The 23093-nt window shown below is 68.2% G+C and carries 19 protein-coding genes; 7 read left to right on the forward strand and 12 right to left on the reverse strand.

All coding sequences use genetic code 11. The features are described 5' to 3' along the window. Positions 1-2: 2 nt before the first annotated feature. The 4 genes from GVN21_RS12785 to glpK form a co-directional block, all read right to left on the reverse strand. Positions 3-3245, reverse strand: coding sequence for an efflux RND transporter permease subunit (locus GVN21_RS12785; protein ID WP_166575139.1), 3243 nt, complete (start codon positions 3243-3245; stop codon positions 3-5). Next, on the reverse strand, positions 3245-4411 hold the full coding sequence (locus GVN21_RS12790; protein WP_166575140.1) for an efflux RND transporter periplasmic adaptor subunit: 1167 nt from the start codon (positions 4409-4411) through the stop codon (positions 3245-3247). Before GVN21_RS12790 ends, GVN21_RS12785 begins: the two co-directional genes overlap by 1 nt. 185 nt (positions 4412-4596) lie before the next feature. Next, on the reverse strand, positions 4597-5373 hold the full coding sequence (locus GVN21_RS12795; protein WP_166575141.1) for a class II aldolase/adducin family protein: 777 nt from the start codon (positions 5371-5373) through the stop codon (positions 4597-4599). Positions 5374-5519: 146 nt separating this feature from the next. Next, positions 5520-7016 carry a glycerol kinase GlpK gene (gene glpK / locus GVN21_RS12800; protein ID WP_166575173.1) on the reverse strand — a complete coding sequence of 499 codons (1497 nt, stop codon included), beginning with the start codon at positions 7014-7016 and terminating at the stop codon, positions 5520-5522. Positions 7017-7142: 126 nt separating this feature from the next. Between glpK and GVN21_RS12805 the strand changes: the two genes are divergently transcribed. The 3 genes from GVN21_RS12805 (at position 7143) to GVN21_RS12815 (ending at position 9689) form a co-directional block, all read left to right on the forward strand. Further along, entirely contained in the window at positions 7143-8252 is a 1110-nt protein-coding gene (locus GVN21_RS12805) for a DUF2336 domain-containing protein (RefSeq protein ID WP_240902918.1), read from the forward strand. Between the two features lie 34 nt (positions 8253-8286). Continuing rightward, on the forward strand, positions 8287-9069 hold the full coding sequence (locus GVN21_RS12810) for an NAD kinase (protein WP_166575142.1): 783 nt from the start codon (positions 8287-8289) through the stop codon (positions 9067-9069). A gap of 128 nt (positions 9070-9197) precedes the next feature. Next, positions 9198-9689 carry an Hpt domain-containing protein gene (locus tag GVN21_RS12815; protein ID WP_166575143.1) on the forward strand — a complete coding sequence of 164 codons (492 nt, stop codon included), beginning with the start codon at positions 9198-9200 and terminating at the stop codon, positions 9687-9689. A gap of 154 nt (positions 9690-9843) precedes the next feature. On the opposite strand, the gene GVN21_RS12820 is transcribed toward GVN21_RS12815, so the two are convergent. Beyond that, complete coding sequence (locus GVN21_RS12820; RefSeq protein WP_166575144.1) at positions 9844-10617, reverse strand: NUDIX domain-containing protein; 774 nt, start codon at positions 10615-10617, stop codon at positions 9844-9846. Positions 10618-10671: 54 nt separating this feature from the next. Then, the gene (locus GVN21_RS12825) at positions 10672-11808 is read right to left on the reverse strand and encodes a DUF2336 domain-containing protein (protein WP_166575145.1); all 1137 of its coding nucleotides are present in this window, start codon (positions 11806-11808) and stop codon (positions 10672-10674) included. Between the two features lie 296 nt (positions 11809-12104). Between GVN21_RS12825 and GVN21_RS12830 the strand changes: the two genes are divergently transcribed. The 3 genes from GVN21_RS12830 (at position 12105) to GVN21_RS12840 (ending at position 15492) form a co-directional block, all read left to right on the forward strand. Further along, positions 12105-13826, forward strand: coding sequence for an ATP-binding protein (locus GVN21_RS12830; protein WP_166575146.1), 1722 nt, complete (start codon positions 12105-12107; stop codon positions 13824-13826). Positions 13827-13903: 77 nt separating this feature from the next. Next, the gene (locus GVN21_RS12835) at positions 13904-15097 is read left to right on the forward strand and encodes a CaiB/BaiF CoA-transferase family protein (protein ID WP_166575147.1); all 1194 of its coding nucleotides are present in this window, start codon (positions 13904-13906) and stop codon (positions 15095-15097) included. Next, positions 15094-15492, forward strand: a complete 399-nt coding sequence (locus tag GVN21_RS12840; RefSeq protein ID WP_166575148.1) for a DoxX family protein — start codon at positions 15094-15096, stop codon at positions 15490-15492. The genes GVN21_RS12835 and GVN21_RS12840 overlap by 4 nt, the downstream gene beginning before the upstream one ends. On the opposite strand, the gene GVN21_RS12845 is transcribed toward GVN21_RS12840, so the two are convergent. From GVN21_RS12845 to GVN21_RS12855, 3 genes are all read right to left on the reverse strand, one after another. Beyond that, on the reverse strand, positions 15489-15785 hold the full coding sequence (locus GVN21_RS12845) for a hypothetical protein (protein ID WP_166575149.1): 297 nt from the start codon (positions 15783-15785) through the stop codon (positions 15489-15491). The two genes, GVN21_RS12840 and GVN21_RS12845, sit on opposite strands and share 4 nt — an antisense overlap. After that, a complete protein-coding gene (locus tag GVN21_RS12850; RefSeq protein WP_166575150.1) occupies positions 15785-17047 on the reverse strand; it encodes a hypothetical protein in 1263 nt (420 codons plus the stop codon). Before GVN21_RS12850 ends, GVN21_RS12845 begins: the two co-directional genes overlap by 1 nt. A gap of 101 nt (positions 17048-17148) precedes the next feature. Next, positions 17149-17970 (reverse strand): transglycosylase SLT domain-containing protein, encoded by an 822-nt coding sequence (locus tag GVN21_RS12855; RefSeq protein WP_166575151.1) that lies wholly within the window; start codon positions 17968-17970, stop codon positions 17149-17151. 145 nt (positions 17971-18115) lie between these two features. Here GVN21_RS12855 and GVN21_RS12860 point away from each other — a divergent pair, with 145 nt between their 5' ends. Next, a complete protein-coding gene (locus tag GVN21_RS12860; protein WP_166575152.1) occupies positions 18116-18844 on the forward strand; it encodes a TonB family protein in 729 nt (242 codons plus the stop codon). Here the strand turns inward: GVN21_RS12860 and GVN21_RS12865 are convergent. The 3 genes from GVN21_RS12865 to GVN21_RS12875 are packed head-to-tail and all read right to left on the reverse strand — an operon-like array spanning position 18838 to position 23028. Beyond that, complete coding sequence (locus tag GVN21_RS12865) at positions 18838-20007, reverse strand: acyl-CoA dehydrogenase family protein (RefSeq protein ID WP_166575153.1); 1170 nt, start codon at positions 20005-20007, stop codon at positions 18838-18840. The two genes, GVN21_RS12860 and GVN21_RS12865, sit on opposite strands and share 7 nt — an antisense overlap. Then, positions 20004-20993, reverse strand: a complete 990-nt coding sequence (locus tag GVN21_RS12870) for an FAD-dependent oxidoreductase (protein ID WP_166575154.1) — start codon at positions 20991-20993, stop codon at positions 20004-20006. Before GVN21_RS12870 ends, GVN21_RS12865 begins: the two co-directional genes overlap by 4 nt. A 37-nt stretch (positions 20994-21030) precedes the next feature. Then, positions 21031-23028, reverse strand: a complete 1998-nt coding sequence (locus GVN21_RS12875; RefSeq protein WP_166575155.1) for a TonB-dependent receptor — start codon at positions 23026-23028, stop codon at positions 21031-21033. Positions 23029-23093: the final 65 nt, after the last annotated feature.

Raw genomic sequence — 23093 nt, forward strand, 5'->3', positions numbered from 1 at the left:
CCCTATTCCGCTGCCTGCTTGAGCCGCTGCTCTTCCTTCTCCTCAAAGGCTTCGATCTGCTTGGCCGTGTATTCCGGCGACTTCGTGAACCGGGCCAGCAGGTTGTAGAACACCGGCACGATGAACAGGGTCAGCACGGTCGAGACCAGCACCCCGAAGAAAATCACCACCCCGATGGTCATCCGGCTTTCCGCGCCCGCCCCCTGCCAGAGGATCAGCGGCAGCGCGCCGAAGGCGGCCGAAATGCTGGTCATGATGATCGGCCGCAAGCGCAGGGCGGAGGCCTCGATCACCGCCTCGCGGATCTGCTTGCCCTCGTCCCGCATCTGGTTGGCGAACTCGACGATCAGGATGCCGTTCTTGGCCGCGATGCCGATGAGGATGACCAGTCCTATCTGACTGTAGGTATTGATCGACGACCCTGTGATCAGCAGCCCGAATAGCCCGCCCAGGGCCGCCAACGGCACGGTCAGCATGATCACCGCCGGGTGGATCCAGCTTTCAAACTGCGCAGCCAGGACCAGGAACACCAGCAGCAGCGCAAGGCCGAAAGCCAGGCCCACCGCGCCGGAGGCCTCGAGGAAGTCCCGCGCCTGCCCGCCCCAGGTGATGGTGACCGCCGAGCTCTCCTGCTTGGCCGCCTCCGCCTGCAGGAACTCGATGGCCTCGGCCACCGTGTAACCGGGGTTCAGTTGCATGGTCAGGGTGATGGCGCGCAGCCGATCGACACGCGGCCGATCGGGGATGTCGCCGCGAACCTCGGTGTTCACCACGCTCGACAGCGGCACCAGGGCGCCGGAGCCCGAGCGGACATAGAGGGTGTTCAGGTCACCGATGGTCCGTCGCCGCTCCAGGTCGGTCTGGACGATCACATAGTATTCCTGGCCGTTCTTGATGTAGGTGCCGACACGGCGAGAGCCGAACATCGTCTCCAGCACACGGCCCACGGACTGGGCCGAGACGCCAAGGGCTGCGGCCTTGTCCCGGTCGATGTCGACCGACAGGCGGGGCGCGTTGGGTTCATAGTCGATGCGCGGCCGGGCCATGCCGGGATTGTTGGCCGCCGCATCCAGGATCGGCTGGAGCCAGCGATCGATCTCGACATAGTCGTTGCCCAGAGCGATCAGATCGACGTTGGCGCCCCCGCCCCCGCCGCCACCGCCACCGCGCTGGAAGGGGCCGCGCACGCTGGCCACCGCCCGAACGCCGGTGATGCCGCTCAGGGTCCGGTTCAGCTCCGCCGCCACCTCGTCGGAGGTCTTGGTCCGCTCGCCCCAGCCCTTCATGACCACCACACCGTTGCCGGTGTTGAACTGGCTGTTGCCGAACCGGGGCACGCTGACGATGTAGCGCTCGGCCTCGCCCTCGTCGTAGTAGCGCTTCAGCTGCTTCTCGACCTCGGCGGCCGCCTTGAGGGTGTACTCGTAGCCGGCGCCTTCCGGGCCGTTGATGCTGATATCGACCCGACCCCGATCCTCCGCCGGCACCAGCTCCTGCGGGATGGTGACGAACAGAAGCGCCGCCATGCCGAACAGCACCACCACCAGCACCCCCGCCCCAATGCTGGCCGCTCGCCAGCCGAGGATAGCGTCCAGGGAGTCGTGGTACGACTGGCGCAGGGCGTTCATGCCGGCATCGACTCGCCTCGCCAGCCAACCCTCGCCATGCGCCGGCCGCAGCAGTTTCGACGCCATCATTGGCGACAGGCTGAGCGCCAGCAGGGCCGAGAACGCCACCGCCGCCGCAATCGCCACCGCCAGCTCGACGAACAGTCGGCCGATGTACCCCGGCAGGAACATGAGGGGGGCGAACACCGCGATCAGCACGATGGTCGTGGCCACGACCGCGAAGAACACCTGCCGCGTGCCGCGCATGGCCGCCACGGTCGCCGGTTCGCCATCGTCCACCCGTCGCTGGATGTTCTCGACCACCACGATGGCGTCATCCACCACCAGCCCGATGGCGAGCACCAGCGCCAGCAGCGTCAGCAGGTTCAGCGAGAAGCCCAGCGGCGCCAGGATGATGAAGGTCGCCAGCAGACAGATCGGCGCCACCACCGAGGGGATGATGGCCGCTCTCCAACTGCCCAGGAAAACAAAGTTGACCAGCGCCACCAGGAACAGGGCGATGCCCATGGTGACCCACACCTCGTGGATCGCCTCGGCGGTGAACTCCGAACTGTCGACGGCAATGATCAGTTCGGTCCCGGCCGGCAGGGTTTCGTTGATCTTCGCGACCTCCTCCTTGGCGAGGTCTGCGATCTTCAGGTCGTTGGCCTGCGACTGGCGCGTAAGCGCGATGCCGATCTGGTCGATGCCGTTGCCGCGGAAGAGTCGCCGGGTTTCATCTGCGCCTTCCTCGATGCGGGCGATATCGCCCAATCGGGTGGCATAGGCCGGGTTATCGACCCCCGCGCTCTGTACCTGTCCGCTGGTCGAGGTGGTGGCGGTGGCCCCGGCCACGCCGGACGCGGACGTCGAAGCCTGGCTGCTGGACCCACCAGCGGCGGGGCGCACGGGAAGGGCCGCGAAGTCCTCAGGCCGTGAGTAGCCACGGTTCACCCGGATGGTGAAGTCCTTGCTCTGGCTCTCCAGCGAACCGGCGGGCAGTTCGACGTTTTGGGTGTTCAGCGCCGTCTCGACATCGTCGACGGTCAGACCGCGGGCCGCCATGGCGTCGGCGTCCAGCCAGATCCGCATCGAGTACAGCGGCGCCCCGTTCAGCCCCACCTGCGCCACGCCGGGGATCGTCGACAGCCGCTCGACCAGATAGCGGTCGGCATAGTCGGCCATCTCCAGGCGGCTCAGCGTCGTGGAGGTCATGTTCAGGATGATGATGGGAGAGGAGTCGGCGTTGGCCTTGGCGATCTGCGGCGGGTCCGCCTGATCGGGCAGGTTGGCCGACACCCGGCTGACCGCGTCGCGGATATCGTTGGCGGCGGTTTCCAGATTAGTGTCGAGGGTAAAGGTGATGTTCACCCGGCTCTGGCCGTCGCGGCTGGAGCTGTTGACCCGGTCGATACCCTGCACGCCGCTGACCTGACGCTCGATGACCTGGGTGATCCGCTCCTCGATGACCTCCGCCGAGGCGCCGCGATAGGTGGTCGAGATCGAGACGATCGGCGGATCGACGTTGGGCAGTTCCCGGATCGGCAGCGCCGTGAACGCCGCCAGGCCGATGACACACAGGATGATCGCCGCGACGGCCGCGAAAATCGGCCGGCGGACGGAAAGGTCAGACAGCATCAGCGCTTGCCCTGCGGCGCGGCGCCGCCCTGTCCGGGCAGGCGCACGGCCTGTCCGTCCTGCAGGCGGTTCAGACCATCGGCGACCACGCGGTCACCGGGCTTCAGACCTTCGCGGATCTCGACGAAACCGCCTTCGCTAACGCCGGGCGTCACCTGGGTCTTGCGCGCCACCGGGCCGCTGCCGCCGCCCGGTTGGCCTTTGCCCTTGGCGTTACCGTTACCCTTGCTCTCGGCCCCAGCCTGGCGTTCGGTGATCAGGAAGACGAAAGCCTGATCACCCTCGTACTGGATGGCGGACTCCGGCACGGCCAAGGCGTCCCGACGACCGTGCTCGATATTCACCCGCAGCATCATGCCCGGCTTGATCCGCCCGCCGGCATTGGGGAACTCGGCCCGGGCGGTGACGGCGCGGGTGGCGGTGTCGATCCGGGTGTCGACCTGGGCGATGCGACCGGTGAACACTTCGCCTGGATAGGCGTCAGGCGTGGCCGCGATCGACGAGCCCTGGCGCAGCACCGACAGGTAGCGGTCCGGGACATCGAAATCGACGCGGATGGCGCCCAGGTCATCCAGGCTGACGATCGGCGACCCGGGGCTGATCAGCGCGCCGGGGGCGATGTCGCTGAGACCCACCACGCCCGCGAACGGCGCCCGGATCACTCGGTCCAGCTTGCGCGCCCGCGCCGCCGCGGTGGAGGCCTGGGCGGTCTCCAACGCGGCCAGATACTGCTCCGCGGTCGCCTTAGGGGCGATCCCCTTGTCGGCCAGCGTCTTCCACCGTTGGTACTCCCGCCGGGCCTGGTTCTCGCGGGCCACCGCCTCTGCAACGCCGGCGTCCTGTTCAGTGGCCTTCAAGGTGACGAGGATCTGGCCACGAGACACCGCCTGCCCGTCCCGGAAGTGCACCGCGGTGACAAGCTCTGCGGTGTCGGAGGTGATAGTCACCGACTGGCGGCCCTTGGCCACGCCCAGCACGGCGATGCGATCGGCGAACGGCCGGTTGGTCACGCTGGCCAGACTGACCTGGGCGGCGCGCCCCCCGGGACCGCCTCCGCCCTTGCCCTTGGCCTCGGAATCGCCCGTCGCCAGGCGCAGCCCGCCGAGCACCACCATCAGAAGCAGGACAGCGGCCGCGGTGATCAGAAAGAAATGGCGACGAAACAAGCGATACTCCCAAGGCCGACCCAGCGACGCGACTCAACGCGTCACATAGGGCAAGGTGTCGCACCCTAAACCCGTTTCAAGTGGCTCGGGCATGACTGAACGGCTACCGACTTGAAACAATTGAAAGAGAACGGCCGCCCGCGCTTGGCGGACGGCCGTTTCAACGTCTGAAAAAAGCGCGATCCTTAGGCGTCGTAGCCGGGCAGCGACCGCTCCAGCTGGCGCAGGCAGCCCGGCCAGGCCAGGCCGCCGATCGGCCCCATGCCGTTGCCCATCTGGCCTCGCACCTCGGCCTGGCTGGCCTCCGGCGCGAACAGCACATTGTCGCGGCCGGCGCTCAGCGCCATCACCTGCTGGGCGCAGGCGCGTTCCAGGTAGAACATGCCCAGCCAGCATTCCGCCGCGCTCGACCCGACCGCCAGGGTGCCGTGGTTGCGCAGCATCATCAGCCGCTTGGTCGGCCCCAGGTCCGCCACCAGCCGCTCGCGCTCGTCCAGGTTCAGCGCGATGCCTTCGTAGTCGTGGTACGCCAGCTGCGGCAGGACGATCAGCGCATGCTGGCTGAGCGGCAGCAGCCCTTCCTTCTGCGCCGCCACCGCGACACCCTGGTCGGAGTGCAGGTGCATGACGAACATGGCGTCCTCGCGCGCCGCATGCACCGCTGAGTGGATGGTAAAGCCCGCCGGATTGATGAAATAGGGCGTCTCCTGCAGCACCTTGCCGTCGAGGTCGATCTTGACCAGCGAACTGGCGGTGATCTCGTCGAAGAACATCCCATAGGGGTTTATCAGGAAATGGTGCTCCGGACCCGGGATCCGGGCCGAGATGTGGGTGAAGATCATGTCGTCCCACCCGTGCAGCGCCACCAGCCGGTAAAGCGCCGCCAGATCCACCCGCGCCTTCCACTCCTCCGCCGAGACCTTGTCCTTCAGCGATGAGGGCAGCGTCGAACCGTCAGCCATGGCGAGTTCCTCCCGTATTTCGAACCGTTGTTTGAAGAGTCGCGCCATGGCGGCGCGGCGTCAAGCGATGGTTCCATTCATCGGATGCGGGCGGTCGACACGCTTCCCTGTCACGTCCTCCCTCGCGCGCCGCGCGCGGAAGGAACTCAGACTGTCCCCCGCACCTGAGATACAGCGTCCAACCAGCGCGCATAGGCGCTCTCCCGCGCGTGGTCGTCGATGCTGCTGACCAGCCGCTCGCCGTCGGGCCGCGCCCTGGCCGCTTCCTCCAGGTCGGCGAACACCCCCGCGCCCAGACCGGCGAACAGCGCCGCTCCCAGCGCCGTCGTTTCCTCATAGCTCACCCGGCAGACGGGCAAGTTCGTCAGGTCCGCCAGCCGCTGGCTGAACCAGGCGCTGCGCGACATCCCGCCGTCGATCCGCAGCTCCGCCTCCGCCCCAAAGGCGTCCGGCGCATCGGCCTGCATCGCTTCGACCAGGTCCCGCGTCTGCAGGGCGCAGGCATCGAAGGTCGCCGCCGCGATTTCCGCCAGCCCGGCGTCGCGCGTCAGGCCGAAGATCGCGCCGCGGGCATCGGCGTCCCACCAGGGCGCGCCCAGGCCGGTGAACGCCGGCACCACCACCACCCCGTTGCCCGGCCGCGCCATCCGCGCCAGCGCCTCGGCCGCGCGCGGCCCGCCGGTGATGCCCAGGCCTTCGCCCAGCCATTGGATCGCCGCCCCGGCCACGAAGATCGAGCCCTCCAGGGCGTAGGTCGTCCGCCCATCCACCCGCGCCGCCACCGTGGTCAGCAACCGCGCGCCCGACACAGGCCGCGACTCTCCGGTGTTCAACAGCATGAAGCACCCGGTGCCATAGGTGGCCTTCATCTCGCCGGGGTGGATACACCCCTGACCCATCAGCGCCGCCTGCTGATCGCCCGCCACGCCCCGGATCGGCACCGCCGCCCCCAGCAGCTCGGCTGTCGTTTCGCCATAGTCGCCGGCGCAATCCAGAACCTTGGGAAGCAGCGCGCCAGGAACCTCGAACAGCTCCAGCATCTCCGCCGACCAGACCTGCGCCTGGATGTCGAACAGCAAGGTCCGGCTGGCGTTGGTCGCGTCGGTGGCATGCACCGCTCCGCCGGTCAGGTTCCAGATGCACCAGGTATCCATCGTCCCGGCCAGCAGCTCGCCGGCCTCCGCCCGCGCCCGGGCGCCGGGGACCTTGTCAAGGATCCAGGCGATCTTGGTCGCCGAGAAGTACGGATCGAGCAGCAGCCCTGTCACCTCGCTGACCCGCGGCTCCACCCCCGCCCTCGCCAGCCCCTCGCAGACGTCGGCGGTCCGTCGGTCCTGCCAGACGATTGCCGGATGGATCGGCCGCCCCGTCCTCCGATCCCAGACCACCACCGTTTCCCGCTGGTTGGTAATCCCGATCGCCGCCACATCCGCGACCGGCCGACCCGACTTGCTCAGCGCCTCGCGCAACACCGCTTGGCAGGCCGTCCAGATCTCTTCGGCATCATGTTCCACCCATCCGTCAGCCGGATAGCTCTGCCGCAACGGCCGGCTGGCGTCGGCCAACGGCTTGCCGGACGTGTCGAAGACGATGGCCCGCGTGCTGGTCGTTCCCTGGTCCAGCGCCAGGATCACCCGACCCATCTTCCCGCTGGCCGTCTTCTCGCCTGCCATCCGCCGCGCTCCTCCAACATTCTAACGCCCGTTTTAAGCATGTTTTCATGGGCGCCCGTCAGATTGACCATGTCAGCATCGATTCGGGGATGCCGCTTGGCGCTCGCCGCCCAAACCGTCGAACTTCTGGACCTCGCCCGCCAGCGCGAGCCCCAGGCGCGTGAGCGCCTGCTGGAAGCCATCATCGGCCTTTGCAACTCGGCTTCCGACATCATCGATACGGAAAGCGTTCAGGGCCTTCTGGGCTCCATCTTCCTGCAACTGGTCGCCGAGGCCGAGGCAGACATCCGCGCCCGCCTCTCCGAAAAGCTGTCCTCCGCGACCTGGGCCCCGCCGGCCCTGATCAACGTCCTGGCCCTCGACGACATCGAGATCGCCGCCCCGGTCATAGCCAACAGCCCGGTGCTGAAGGACCACGACCTGATCCGCATCCTGGTCGAAGCCACCCTGGATCACCAGATCGCCGTCGCCCGCCGCGGCAAGATCAGCGCCACTGTGGTCGAGGCTATTCTCCAGCAGGAGGAGCCGGCCGTCCTCACCGCCTTGGCGACCAATGACAGCGCCGTGCTCACCGAAGACGGTCTCGCCCGCCTGGTCGACAGCAGCCGCCGCGTCGCCGCCCTGCGGAGCCCCCTGGCCCGCCACCCGCGCCTGTCCTCGGACCTGGCCCTGCGCCTCTATGCCTGGGTCGGCCAGTCCTTGCGCGCCTCGCTCACCGAGCGATTCCGCCTTGAGCCGGGAGTCCTCGACCAGGCCTTGGCCGAATCCGTCCGCGAGGCCCACGCCATCCCCGGCGCCGGCGACACTCTGGCCCGCATGGCGACCCAGGATGAGGCCGAGAACGAACGCCGGCTGGTCACCAAACTGCACGACGGCGGCCAACTCAAGCCCGGCTTCCTTCTGCGAACCCTGCGCGAGCGGAAGCTGAACCTGTTCTGCTCGGCCCTGGCTACCCTCGGCGGCTTCCAGACCGACCACATCCGGCGCGCCATCGACAGCGACCGCCCGGAACTGCTGGCCCTGGCCTGCGTCTCGGTCGGCATCGACCGCGGCGTCTTCCCCTCGATTCTCGAGCAGGTCCGCGAGCTGAACGGCGGTCGGCCGATGGGCGGCCCCGACTCCCTGCGCCGCGCCACCGGCGCCTTCGGGCCCTTCGACCCGGACATCGCCGGCATGGCCTTCCGGCAGGCGATCGCCGTCGTTTGACAAGCCTGCTCGCGTCAGGCCTTCCTGCCCGCGCATGTACCAGCCCCAACGCGCCCTTACCCGCATCGCCTTCGCCGCCAGCGACCGCATTGAGGCGCAGGAGGCCCGCGAGTCCCTGATCGCCCGCTACGGCGAAATCCCGGAAGATGAGGCCCAGGTGATCGTCGCCCTAGGCGGCGACGGCTTCATGCTGGAAACCCTCCACCGCACGATGGCTCTGAACAAGCCGATCTACGGCATGAACAAGGGCTCGGTGGGCTTCCTGATGAACGAGTACAGCGAGGACGAGTTGGTCGAGCGGATCAACGCCGCTGAACGCGCGGTCATCCACCCGCTGACGATGGTCGCCATCGACAGCCACCGCCGCCAGCACCGCGCCTTGGCCATCAACGAGGTCTCCCTGCTGCGGCAGACCCGCCAGACCGCCAAGCTGCGCATCTCCATCGATGGCAAGGTGCGGATGAGCGAACTGGTCTGCGACGGCGTCCTGGTGGCCACCCCGGCCGGTTCCACCGCCTACAACCTCTCCGCCTATGGACCTATCGTGCCGATCGACGCCAAGGTCCTGGCCCTCACCCCGATCAGCGCCTTCCGGCCCCGCCGCTGGCGTGGCGCCCTGCTCTCCCACACCGCCCGGGTGACCATTGAGGTCCTGGAAGCGGACAAGCGCCCGGTCAGCGCCGTGGCCGACAACTTCGAGGTCCGCGACGTCCTCGAAGTTCACATCTCCGAGGACCGTCAGGTCAGCATGTCTATGATGTTCGACGCTGGCCGAAGCCTTGAGGAACGGGTCCTGGCCGAGCAGTTCAGCGGCTAGCGGCGCCCTGTCGAATTGCTCGCAAAAGTCACATTGTCGCATCGCAGCAAACTGCGATGGCGGTTCCACAGCTTGTTAACCCCGCCTCCCTAGATTCCGAGTGGTAAACGCCAATCGGAGAGGCGAGCGTGAGCAGCAACACCCCTGTACAGGTCATCAATGCCCCCAATACCCTCAAGCTTCGTCTTGGCGGCGGCAAGTTCGGCGGTATCGATGCGGCGGCGATCGCCAAGGCCGAGGCGGCGCTGAAGTCCCTGTCCGGCAACTTCTCCGAATGGCTGCAGGACGAGCTCAACAAGCTCGACACCGCTCGCCAAGCTATCCGCACTGAAGGTCTCAACGCCCACACGGCGGAAACCCTCTATTTCCGGGCTCACGACCTGAAGGGTCTCGGCACGACCTATGAATTCCCGCTGGTTACCCGTATCGCCGCCTCGCTCTGCAAGCTGATCGACGACCCGGACACCCGCGTGGATGCCCCGATGTTCCTCGTGGACGCGCACATTGACGCCATCCGCGCCGCCGTCCGCGACGACATCAAGACCGATACCCATCCCGTGGGCAAAGTCCTGATCGCCGAACTGGAAAGCCGCGTGGCGGAGATCGCGCCGGCGGAGTGACGGCTACTGACTTCCTGGATTTTCAGAACCCCGGCCCGCAACGGCCGGGGTTTTTCGTTGCGGCCTACGACGGTGGGCGATCGGCGACTGCAATCGGCCTCCCAGCAATGCGCCGGCGTCAGCCCGGAATTGCTTTGTCCGACAGGCTCAGTCCTCAGGGCCTGACCGCCGACAGCGGCTCCACCACATCTCCGTATCCAGCCTCCGCGGGGATCACCAAAACCCCGCCCTCGACCTTCGGCTCCACGGTCACGAGCGTCCGTGCGGCCGCCCGCGCTGTCGCGTCCGCCGCCCCCGACGCTTCACCCAGAAGCTTCAAATTCATCCGGGTCGGAAAGATGATCGTCCGTTCCTTGGCCTGCTCCAGTCGCAGCGCCTCCAGCGGCGGGATCCATTCGGCGTCCACAGTCTCGCGCCCGTCGCAAGCCGCGATCTGCTCGTCGCTGGCGGTGGCCAAGTAGAACCAGGTGTCGAACCGTTTCGGCATCATGTCCGGGGTGATCCATCGCGCGAACACCGTCAGGCTGTTCAGGTCCAGCCGAAGCCCCAGCTTCCGGACCACCTCGATAAAGGCGCGCTCGCCCCGATCGACCTCCCCGCGCACCGACGCGGCCCAGTCGTCCCCGTGGAACGACTCGCCGTTCACGAACCGCCCCAGAATGATCCCGGTTTCCTCGTATGCCTCTCGGATCGCGGCGATCCGCAGCGGCCGTTGCTCAGCCTCCACCGCGTCCCAGGCTAGGCAGAGTTCTGCCCAGGCCTCGTCATGGTCGCCCTCGTGGGTCTTGCCGCCGGGAAACACCAGCGCGCCCGAGGCGAAGTCGATCTGGTGATGCCGCTTGACCATCAGCACCTCGAAGGCGGGGTCGTCCCGGACCAGCAGAATGGTGGCGGCGGGGCGGATGGCGACGGGGGGCTTCTCGGTCATGCCGCCAGCATCGCGCGCGCCGCCCGGCCCCGGCAAGCCTGACGCAACGGCGCCCTACGCGGCCCCGCGCCGCTCCTGGCGCTCGGACAGTCGGTCCAGCTTGTCGAGCATGTAATCGACATCTTCCCGCTGGGCGGTCTGGGCCTGGGTCAGGAACCGTTGAAGCATCCGTTCCTGAAATCGCTCGCGATCCCGCGCCCCGCCGTCGAACTCCATGGTGTGGTAGGTGTCCACCGCCACCCGGAAAGCCGCGTAAAGCCGGGCGGGCAGTCCCGCTCGCTCATAGATGGCCCTAAGGCCCAGCGGACCAGCGTCGTGGATCATCAGCCACGTGCGGTGATGCGGCACCCCGGCCAGCTCCGCCACCCCGCATTCGAAGAAGCTCATGTGTCCCTGCACAAGGGCCCGAAGCAGCAGGCTGGGCGTCAGTCGCCCGGCCCGGTTCAGGTGCATCGCGAAGGCCTTCGGATCGGCGGTGCGTCCGGTTTGGTCGACCAGGTCGATGATGGCCCGCTCCCGCGTGCCGATAGCGATTTGCATCGCCAGGTCCGGCCGGATCGGGTGATGGCTGAGCAGGTGTTCGCGCAGCTGGTCGCTGACCAGGCTGATCAGCTTTTCGGTCACCGCCGGTGGCAGGACATTGCGGTAGGCCACCGCGGCCAGCACCTTCTCCGACTTCTCGAACCGCTGCAGCGCCCGTGTTAGGGTGCGCTCTGAAAAGGTGGCGTTGTCGTTGGCCGCCGCCGTTTCGACCGCCGCCTCGACACCGTGCTCGACGATGGAGGCGGTCACCTTCTCGGACAGCTCCGGCCGCTTGGCGATGGCCAACTGCCTGACCGGCCCGCCCAGACGGACGATCTCGGACAGGTCGTCATCCGTGAACGCCGGCGAGAAATTCAGCAGCGGCAGGCAGACGCTCTCGACGTCCCGCGCCAGCTTCACCGCCACGTCGCGCGGGACCAGGGGCGAGGATTTCAGGGTCACCGCCAGCGCCCGCCGAACCAGCTCGGTGGCGTCGGAGGCCATGACCCGCAGGATCTCATGCGCTTTGACCCGATCGGCCTCGGTCAGCGCCTCGCGGTCAATGGTGCGGCACAGCTTGTGCGCCGCCAGGGCGCGCTCGTCCGCCGTCGCCCCCTTCAGCAGGGTGCGCACGTCAATATCGGTAAGGGCTGTCCTGGTAGTGGTCATCAGATAGCCGGCGCGCTCCCCTCAACGACTCGTCAAGGATGATGCGCCGGTATGCTTAACCATCTGTTTCCCATGGGCCCTCAGGGGCGTTTGATCCCCGCCCATACAAAGCTGTGGATTAACGATGCGCCGTAACGGCTCGCAAACCCTACCCCGTTAGGTTGTTGCGGCCTCAATCGGGGATACCCCTAGTGACATCAGCCGCTTCCTCCGCAAGCGCGGAATTTCTAACGCCCGGTTCCAACCGGGGCGGCGCCAGCTATCTGGGCCAATGCCTGGATGCCCAGCGACGGCTGATGCCTTATGCGTTAGCCTGTTTCGCAGTCAGTCTGCCGGTCTTCGTCTGGGCGGGATCCTGGGCGGAGAATTCGGTGTGGATGGCGGCCAGCTTCGCCATCTTTGCGCTCAACTGGGGGGCGTTCTACGCGGCAGTCAATTGGATGCGGCAGCACCCGGACCTGCCGGTCCAACAGCGCCTGCGCATCCACGTTATCGGCGGCTTGCTCTGGGCCGGCGCGGTAGCTCAGGTGGCTTGGCTGGCCGATGGAGCGGGGCCGGCGCGTGAGCCGCTCCTGCTGATGGCCGCCGCCGGGGCCATCGTATGCTTCTTCTTTAGCGCCCCGCTACTGCCCGCCCTGCTGATCGTGGCACCGGCCGCGGCCGCCGGCCCGCTGGTCGCCCTGTTCAGCCGGCCCGAAAGCCGCGACCAGGGGCTGGCCGTCTGGGGCGGCATGGCCCTGGCCATGGCCCTTTGCCTGATCCTCAACCGCATGATGCGCGGCCAGTATGCGCTGGCCGCCGAGCGCGAAGCCTTGATCGCCGAGCGCGGCGATAATCTGGAAAAGGCCCAGAAACTGGCCCGCTCCAAGTCCGACATCGTCTCGACCCTCAGCCACGAGATCCGCAACGGCCTGAATGGCGTCACCCATGTGCTTGCGGCCGCCGCCGGCCAGGGCGGGCGCGCCGCGCCCAGCCGCGAACAGCTGGCCGCCGCCCTCAGCGCCGCGAACGAACTGATCGCCGTGCTGAACGCCACCCTGGACTCCGAGACCGCCGAGTCCGGCCGTCTGGCCCTCGAAAGCCAGCCCTTCGACCCCATCCGCCTGACCCGTGAACTGGTCCTGCTCAACCGCCCCCACGCCTCGGCCAAGGGCGTTGAGCTGGCGGTCCACGTCGAGCCCGAGCTGGAAATGGCCCGCGGGGCCGTGGTTGGTGACGCCACCCGCGCCCGCCAGGTGCTGTCCAACCTGATCGGCAACGCGGTGAAATACACCCTGCGCGGCCGCATCGAGGCCCGCATCGAACTGCGCGAGGACGGCCGCCTCTCCATCGCCGTGGCCGACACCGGCCCTGGCCTCTCGGCCGAGGAGTTGGAAACAGCCTTTGAACCGTTCCGCCGCGTCGAGCGCACAGGCGCCGGCGTGCCGGGCGCGGGCCTCGGCCTCTCCCTCTCCCGCCAGCTTGCCTCGCTCATGGGCGGCGACCTCAAGAGCCAAAGTGCAATCGGTGTCGGGAGCTGCTTCACCTTTGAACTCCCCTGGGATCCCACTGCCGTCGCCGAGACCGAGGTGGAGCAGTCGGTGATGACCAGCCCGGTCGCCGCCTCCAAGCGGGCCATGCGAGTGCTGGTCGCCGAGGACGACGCCCTCAACGCCGCCATGCTGCGCGCCATTCTCGAGCAACTAGGCCATCAGGTGGTCCACGCCCAGAACGGCCGCCGCGCCGTCGAACTGGCCAGCGCCTGCGACTTCGACCTGGTCATGTTGGACGGCCGCATGCCCCTGCTCGACGGCGCGCACACCGCCGCTGCTCTGCGCCAGATCGACGGCCCCTGCGCCAATGTCCCGATCATCGCGGTGATTGGTGGCGACGCCGAAGAGGCCCGCGAATGCCTCGATGCCGGCGCCGACACAGTGCTGCGCAAGCCCGTCACCGTGGCAGGCGTCGCTCGCGCCGTCGCCGACGCGGCCGCCCGTGACCGTTTGGTTAGCGTCCCGCCCGCCGCACTCGTCGGATAGGCTGACGCAAGGGGCGCCTTCCCTCGCCCCACCCGCACCGCCATGATGGCGCCAACGTTTGTTCGGGGAGTGTCGCGGTGCTGGAAGGTCTCAAGGTCGTAGAACTGGCCACCTATATCGCCGCGCCCGGCGCAGGGGCGATCATGGCCGACTGGGGCGCCAGCGTGGTCAAGATCGAGTCGCCCAAGGGCGACCCTATGCGCCTGTTCTTCGACGCCTTCGATACTGGCGACGCCGACAACCCTGTCTTCGACATGGACAACCGCGGCAAGCGCGGCGTGGTGCTCGACATCACCAAGCCGGAAGGGCGCGAGGCGGCGCTGAGGCTGGTGCGCGAGGCCGACGTCTTCCTGACCAACAATCGCCCGGGGTCCCTATCCCGCTCTGGCTTCGACTACGAGAACCTGCGCAAGGAGAACCCCCGCCTGATCTATGCCAGCCTGACCGGCTATGGCCTTGAGGGGCCCGACATCGACAAGGCGGGGATGGACGTGGCCAGCTACTGGGCTCGTTCCGGCGTCGCGGCGGCCACCACACCCAAGGGCGTCGAGCCCTTCCCGATCCGCACGGCGATGGGCGACCACATCACCTCAATGGCCACCGTCTCGGCCGTCCTGGCGGCGGTGTTCGAGCAACAGACGACCGGCCAGGGCCGGCTGGTGGAGACAAGCCTGCTGCGGACGGGCGTCTATTCGATCGCCTCGGACATGTCGATCCAGCTGCGGTTCGGCAAGCTGGCCTCGACCCGGCCGCGCCATGCGGCGGTCAATCCGCTGGCCAACTTCTTCAAGACCAGTGACGGCCGCTGGATCTGTCTCCTCGTCCGCACCGGTGGCACCGACTGGCCGCAGATCGCCACCGCCGTCGGCCATCCGGAGTGGATCGAAGATCCCCGCTTCCTGAAAAACCGCGACCGGCGGGTCAATGGGGCGGCGTTGGTCACCCTGATGGACGAGGCCATCGGGGCGATGGACATCGCCGAGCTCACCGAGCGTTTCGACGCGCAAGACCTGACCTGGGCGCCCGTCCAGACTCCAAGGGAAGTGATCGAGGACCCGCAGGCCATCGCCGCCGGCTGTTTCGTCGACATCCCCGACGGAAAGGGCGGTTTCAACAAGGGCCCTGCGTCCCCGGCCCGCTTCCCCGGCGCCGAGGACGGTCCCCGCGGCCCCGCGCCCAAGCTTGGCGAACACACCGACGCCGTGCTGGCCGAGCTGGGCTATGGCGCTGACGAGATCGCAGACCTCAAGGCCAGCGGAGCGGCCGGATGATATACGATCCCGGCCGATCCGCCCTGGCGCTAACCGTCCTGCGGCTGATCCTGGCCGGGCTGATCGCCGCCCATGGCTGGGCGCGGCTGATCGCCGGCGGCATCGCGCCGTTCGGCGGCTTCTTGGACCAGGTCGGCTTTCCGTTCGGCTTCTATATCGCAGCCGGCATCACCGCCTTTGAGATCCTCGGCACCCTGGTGCTTGTCTGGGGCCGTCTAGTCCTGCCGCTGACACTGGCCTACGCGGCCATCTACACTGTGGGCATAGTGCTGGTGCATGCCCAGGCCGGCTGGTTCGTGGTCGGCCTGGGGCGAAATGGCGCCGAGTACAGCGTCCTGCTCATCACCTGCCTGCTGCTGGTCGGCCTGCAGCACTGGCGCCGCAAGGCCGCCTAGCGCTTCTTCCGGGCCACGAACTCCGGCCCGCCCTGGCCCGAGCCCTCGGGCAGCTGGTCCGCCGCGCTGATGATCGGCCGCCAGGCGACGTCGCGGCGATAGACGCTCTCGGTCTGCTTTGCCACGTCAGGCTTGGCGAACAGGGTCTGCATGGCCCCGACCACGCCGCCCGGCCGCCTGGCGGCGCCCTTGCCGGGCCGGTTGGCCACCTGGGCGATCTTGGCGAAGGTCTCGGCTCGCTGGCTGGTGTCCAGCGGCGGGGCCGGCGGCAGCGGAAGGGTGCGACGGACCATCAGATCAGCTCCTTCTCAAGCGACAGGCTCGCGCCGCCCTTCGACAGGCGCAGAATCGAGAATGGGCGCGCCACGGTCAGGTTCCCGGTCAACTCGCTCTCGACGATCGGCAGGGTCAGAAGTTGCCCGGCCAGCCTTCCCAGGGGTTCGGCGCTGGTCGCCGACCGCACCTTCGACCCGTAGGTGTCCAGCACGTAGGTGAACCGCGCCCGCATCGCCTGATAAAGCCCGAAGCGCACCGCCTCGCTGACCAGCCCGGTCATCTGGCCGGTCAGCGCCTTCCGCTGGCCGGCGTCCATGTTGCCCTCGAACATCCCCTGGAACATCTCGGTCGCCAAGTGGGCCGAGGCATAGTCGGTGTTGGCCAGGAACACCCAGTCGGCCCCGCGCAGGAACCGGTTTACCGCCGAGTCCTGGGCGAACGACTTGATCACCACCGGCAGGTCCGGCCCCAGCCGCCCCGCGTCGCTGTAGTCGTACTTCAGCACATCGCCCAGCAGGCCATAGACCTGCAGCTCGAAATAGCTCGGCGAAATCTCGTCCCGCCCGAACCCGGCGATCACCACGCCGGTGGTCGGCAGTTCGCTCGGCATCCAGGTGGTGGTCAGGCCAGCGCGGACCACGCCGGCCAGTTTGGCCCGCATCTCCCGCGACACCACGCCCTTCCCCAGCAGGTCGTCAGCCATCAGCTCGAGCACATGATCCAGGTTCTCGGCGATCAGGGCCCGCAGAACCTGGGTTTCCTCGCCCACCCGGCCCCGCTCGACCTGCCGGGGGCCGGTGTCTTCGTAGACCGTGGTCTCCATCACTTCGGCCCGAAGATGCTCCAGCGCCAGGCCCAACAGCTCGTCCCTGGGCCGTCCCGGCGCAGCGGCCTGAAGCCGCTCGTAGTGCAGTTGGAAATCCCGCACCGCATAGGCCACGAAGAACCGGAAGTAGGTCGCCGCCTGCTCCCGCGAGACCAGCTCGCCGCCATACAGCGACCTCAGCAGCCCAACGATCGACTCCACCGTCGCAGCCAAGGTCGGCTCGCCGCCAAGGCCCTTGGCCTTGAACGCCTCGACCACAGTCGCCCAAGGACAGCCGCAGAACTCCGCCAGCCCGTGCACCATCAGACCAGACGCGCTCTGGCCGTTCAGCACGAACACCTTCTGCACCCCGGTTTGCGAGGTCAGGACACGCGAGTCCTCGGTCACCGAAACGGCGCTGTCGGCCGCCATCGCGACCGCCGTGCGGTTCATCAGAAGAACTTCGACCGTCATGACACCCCCGGAGCGCCCCGCCCCCAAACGTCAGGCGCCCGACGCTAACAGAGGCCCCGCGGATAAGCTTAACGCTTTCCCGTCACAGGCGCATAGGTCGGTCAGTCGCGGCGCGAATCAGCCAGCACCCGCAACATCTCGGCCGAGAACACCGATCCCGCCAGGTTGCTGCTGTTTCCGCCCCCGCCGCCGTCGAAGCCTTGGGACCCGCGCAGGATCAACGCCACCAGGGCATCCTCCTGCGCCTGGCGATCGCCCCGACGGCCGGCGTACTGCAGGAACCCCTGGTCCTGCTGCGGCATCCGCTCACGCAGCGCCGTGGCCTTGCCGCCGGTCGAAGTCAGGTTGCCATACAGCTCCGCCACCGACACCGGCCGCCCGGCCTTGTAGAACAGTGGCCTGTTGGCCGCCGCCGCATCGGGAAACAGCGCCGCGGCGCTGACATGCGGCTGGGTGCGCGTCGCCTCGATCAGTTTGGCGGAGCCTTTCGGTCCAAGGAAGTGGGCCGCGTACAACTCGCCGGCGGTTGCCGGCCGGCCTATACGTCCGCGCAGGTAGTCGGCGTGGTCGCTGGTCAACTCCCCCGCCATCAGCGACGCGGCCCGCGGATCGTACCGCAGGTTCATCACCGCCGCTCGCGCCTCCGCCCCATTGACCCGATAGCGTCCGTCGCTGCCCTGCACGATCAAGTCGGCGTAGCGCGCATAGCCGTACTTCGATCCATGCTTCTTGAGAGTCGACAGCCAGGTCTGCTCGACGAACTGGAACAGCCCGGCGGCCGACGAGGTCTGGGCCTTGGCGTGGGGCTTTAGCCCGCTCTCCCGCTTGGCGGTGCCGAGCAGGAAGGAGAAGTCGACGCCCGTCGCGTCCGACGCACGCTTGATCGCCTGTTCGACGACGCCTCTGATCGACTCCACAGCCATGGCGCCTGTGTGGGCCGCGTCGGTTAAGACCTGATTAACCACGATGGCGAACGGGCGTTCGGAGAAAATGACGTCCGTACATTTTCCAGATTTACATCTATCATCTCTCGTGGCTTACATATGTCATTCTCAATGGAGGCATGACATGACCGCCGCCGCTTTCGCAGACCATCCGTTCCCCGTTTCCGATGACATCCGTAGCCGCAGACGCCTCAGCACGCCCTTCGCCGTCGCCCTTACCGTTTCGGTCGCTCTGCACATCGGGGCCGGCGCTTATGTCGCTTACCAGAAGTTCGTGATGCCCGACGAAGAGGTCACCACTGATCCGCCGACCACGATGCCCATCCTGCAGCCCAGGAAGCCCAAGCCGCCACCCCTGCCGGAACCCAAGCCGGAACAGCAGCGGCCCAAATCTTCGACCAGACTTCACACCCCCGTCACTCAGCCGATCAATGTGCCGGTCGACCCCCTGCCCTTCGAACCCATCGAGACCGCCGCTGGCGCCATCACCCCGCCCATCGGTCCGCCGGCCGAGACGGAGGTCATCACACCTCCGGCGTCGAAGGGCCCCGGCCTGATCGGCCGGCCCGATTGGCTGAAGAAGCCCACGCCGACCCAGGTGGCCGACGCCTATCCGGATCGCGCCTATCGCCGGGGGGTCACAGGAAAGGCGACCTTGGTCTGCAAGGTCGCCGCGAACGGCTCGGTCCGCGACTGCTCAGTCGCCGCGGAGACGCCCTCGGACTACGGCTTTGGCGCCGCCAGCCTGAAACTCACCAAGCACTTCCGGATGAAGCCTCAGACCCTCGATGGCGCTCCGGTCGATGGCGGCACCGTCCGAATTCCGCTCAGCTTCACCCTGGCGGATCAGTAGCTCTTGGGCAGGTGCAGCACGCGCTCGGCGATGAAATTCAGGATCATCTCCCGGCTGACCGGGGCGATCCGGGCGATCATCGCTTCGCGCATGTAGCGCTCGACGTCGTACTCCTTGGCATAGCCCATGCCGCCGTGGGCCAGGACGGCGGCTTCGGCGGCGCGGAAGCCGGCCTCGGCGCCCAGGTATTTGGCGGCGTTGGCCTCGGCCCCGCAGTCGCGGCCGGCGTCATAGAGGGCGGCGGCCTTGAAGGCGAGCAGGTTCGCCGCTTCCAGTTCGGCCCAGCTCTTGGCCAGGGGGTGCTGCACCCCCTGGTTCTGGCCGATGGGGCGGCCGAAGACGATCCGCTCCTTGGCGTAGGTGGCGGCCTTGGCCAGGGCGGCGCGGCCAATGCCGACCGCCTCGACGCCGAACAGCACCCGCTCGGGGTTCAGCCCGGCCAGCAGGTACTGGAAGCCCTTGCCTTCCTCGCCGATCAGATCCTCGGCCGGGACCTGGAGGTCCTCGATGAAAAGCATATTACATTCAACGGCTTTGCGGCCCATCTTGGGGATCGGCTTGGCGTCGATCCGGGCGCGGTCGAAGTCTGTGTAGAACAGGGAAAGCCCCTGCATCGGCTTGGCCGTCTGTTCCTTGGGCGTGGTGCGGGCGATCAGCAGGATCTTGTTGGCCCGCTGAGCCATGGTGGTCCAGATCTTCCGGCCGTTGATGCGGTAGCCATTGCCGTGCTTCTCGGCCCGGGTCTCCAGGCTGGCGGTGTCCAGGCCGCTGTTGGGCTCGGTGACCGCGAAACAGGCCTTGTCCTGGCCGGAGATGGTGCGCGGCAGGTGGCGGCGCTTCTGCTCTTCCGTGCCGAACTTCACGATCGGCATCAGGCCGAAGATGTTCAGATGGATCGCGCTGGCGCCGGTGAAGGCGGCGCCCGATTGGGCCACCGTCTGCATCACATGCGCAGCCTCGGTCAGGCCGAGGCCCGACCCGCCGAACTCCTCGGGCATCGCCACGCCCAGCCACCCGCCCTCGGCCATGGCCGAGACGAACTCCTCGGGGAAGCGGCCCGTCTCGTCTGCGGCGCGCCAGTACTCGTCGCCGAAGCCGGCCATCACCTTGGTGACGCCCTCACGGATCGCTTCCTGTTCCTCGGTCAGCCAGAAGCCGCTCATGGTTCCTCCGGCGCCGTGAACCGGCGCGCATCCAGGTTGGGGGCCCAGGGGCCCGGATCTTCGCCCGCGAGATACGCGCGCGTGATCGCCGCGACAAGCGGGGCCAGCAACCACCCGTTGCGCCGCGCCCCCATGGCGATCCAGACACCCGGTCGGATGCTGGGACCGACCAACGGCAAGCCGTCGGGGGTGGCGCCGCGGATGCCGACGCGAACATCGCCCCCATAAACTGGAGCCGCCGAAAGCTCGGGAAAGGTTCGCTCGACCAGATCGACGATGGCCTCATCGCCCACCCGGTCGGTTCGGCCGGACTGCATGGTGGCGCCGACCATCGCGCCGCTGACACCGGGAGCGATATAGCCGCCGTCGCGCCGCTCGACCGGACCCACCGTCCGGTTTGCGAGCGGGCCATCACTCATTCTTATGATCTGGCCCTTGATCGCTGAAATCATGACGCTTTCAGGGGCCCACTTAAGCCCCTGCCAACCCGTGGCGGCGACCGCCTCCACCCCGTCAGGGTCCTCGAGTGGCGCGTTGACAAAGGCTACCCCCCGGTCCACCGCCGCCTCGCGGAGCCGCTCCAACGCGATCTCGGCGTCGAGCCGCCAGTCATCCCCGACGAACAGGCCCTCCCGGCGCACTTCGCTGGCCACCCCGAGGTCAGCCACCGCCTTGCGAACCTCCAGCGACCGCTCGCCGGCATAAGTCGCTCCGCTTCGGTCCAGGAGGATCCCGATCCGCTCGGCGAAGGCCGGCCAGGCGTCGCGGGCGGCAAGCAGCAGGGCAAAATGGCCCCGAGCCACCGGGTCGAGCACGGCTTCAAACACCGGCGCCAGCATCCCCGCCGCCGCCGCCGAGGCCGAGGTCTCCGGCGAGGGGTCGAACACCGTCACCGCCGCCCCGGCATCCGCCAGTTCCACGGCGATGCTCAGGCCCAGGGCGCCCGCCCCGGCCACCCTCACTGTCCTGCCGTGGAGACTCGCCATGGCGCCCAGCAACCCGCTCAGGGCCGTCCGGTCAAGATCACGGGGTCAGGCGGATGCCGATGCGCAGCGTGCGGGGGGCGTCGAAACTCTCCGTGCCATCCGCCGTTTCGCCGGTTTCCACCGCCTGATCGGTAACGTTGTCCAGGGCCAGCCAGAGACCGGCCTTTCTGTTCAGCCGCCAATCGGCCCGCAGGTCCAGGGTCGTTGCAGCGCCCAGGCTGCGGCTGTTGAGGTCGTCCTCGTAACGTTGCCCTTCGTAACGGATTTGGACGCCGAGCTTCAGAGGCGACCACGGCCGCCAGGCGAGGTCGGCGGTGGCGGTGATCTCCGGCGTCTGAGCCGGGCGCAGGCCGGTCAACTGCGGGGCGGCCGAACCGCCGTCGAACTCGGCCTGGGTCCAGGCGCCGGCCAGGCGGAAGCTGAAGGTCTCGCCCCACTGGCGTTCGACCGAGGCCTCCAGGCCGATGGCGTCGATATCGCCTGCATTCTGTCGCTGGCGCAGCACGCCGCCGGCCGGGACGAAAACGGACGGGAGGAAGCCGGGGATGGCCAGGGTTCCCGGACCAGCGCCGATCGTGACATTGGTCACCGCCCCTTCCAGCCGGGTTGCGAACACCGTGGTGCTCCAGCGCCAGGCCCCCTCCCCGCCGATACCGAGCTCGCCGCCGTAGAGCACTTCCGGCTCGAGGCCCGGGTTGGCCTCGGTGATGTCGTTGCCGACCCGGAACGGGCGGTGCAGTTCGTTGAGGGCGGGCGGGCGGAAGCCGGCATAGGCGGCGGCGCGGAACATGACCGGGCCTTCTCGGCGGATGGCGGCTCGGGCAGTCGGCTGCCAGCCCTCGGCGTCGGCCGGGCTGACGTCGAGGGCGGAGGCGCCGGTGGCAAGGATACGCTCCTGACGGCTGCCGCCGAAGCTGGCCCAGCGGTCGATGCGCACGCCACCGGTCAGCAGCCAGAGGCCGCGCTCGGACCAGGCCTCGCCGTAGAGGCCGCCGACGGTCTGGGAGCCACCGGCGACACGGCCGCGGGTGAAGGCGCCGGCCAGATAGCTGAACTGTTCGCGGGTCTCGCCGTCGGCGTAGCGGACATCGCCGCCGATCTCCCAGCCGCCGTCGCCCCGGTCCATCCGCAGGGCGGCGTTGGCCCCGACCCCGATCGAGGGGGTGCCGAACTGATTGTTGGCGGGGGTGGTCGTGGCGCGGCCGGGGGCGACCGAAACGGAAATGTTCTCCAGGTCCGAAGTCCGCGTCCACACCTGGGCCCGCCACTGGGTCCCCAGGCCCGGCGAGCGGCCAGCGAGAGCGAAGGACAGGCTGGCGCCGGTGGCGCGCGAGGCGGCGCCGTCCAGGCCGCTGTCGCGCCGCTCCTCAAAGGCAGAGGCGCGGATGGAGAGGTCCGTAGCGCCGAGGGTCGGAGCGTAGCGAACCACAGCAGAGCCGGCCTCATACGCAAGGGGTTTGTCGGCCGCCCCTCGACCGGAGCGGACGGGGGTCCAGCCATCGGTGCGCTGCCAGCCGCCGGCCAGGAACAGGTCGCCGGTCGCGAAGGCGCCCTGCCCTCCGACCAGGCCACGCTCACCGGCGAAAATCTCATAATCCCCGCCGCTGGGAACACGGGTGCGTTCGGACAGCTGGACGACGCCGGTCAGAGCGCCGGCGCCATAGGGGCCGGCGCCTGCGCCACGCACGATCAGGGCGCCCTCCAGGCTGACGGGAGGCAGGCCCGACCAGATCACCCAGCCGCCGAAGGGATCGTTCTGCGGCGCGCCGTCGAGTGTCACCAGGGTGCGGCCCGCGCCGGAGCCGGCGATGGAGCGGACCGAGAGGCCCTGGGTGGTTGGGTTAGCGGCGACGCTGGAGGTGCGGCGGAAAAGCTGCACCCCCGGAACGGCGGTCAGGGCCTCGTCGACGCGAGGCGCGGTGGCGATGGCCTCGTCCACCCTGACAACCGAGAAGGCGGCGTCGGTCGGCGATGGAGCCAGCCGCGCGGCCTGCACGGTCACGGTGTCGACGGTCGGCGGCAGGTCCTGGAACATGGGCTAGCCCCTAGCGCGGCAACGCCCGGCCGCAAACCCTCGACCGGCGGATGCCGGCTTCGAGC

Origin of the sequence: Caulobacter sp. SLTY, from assembly GCF_009905535.1 — a bacterium.
GTDB lineage: Bacteria > Pseudomonadota > Alphaproteobacteria > Caulobacterales > Caulobacteraceae > Caulobacter.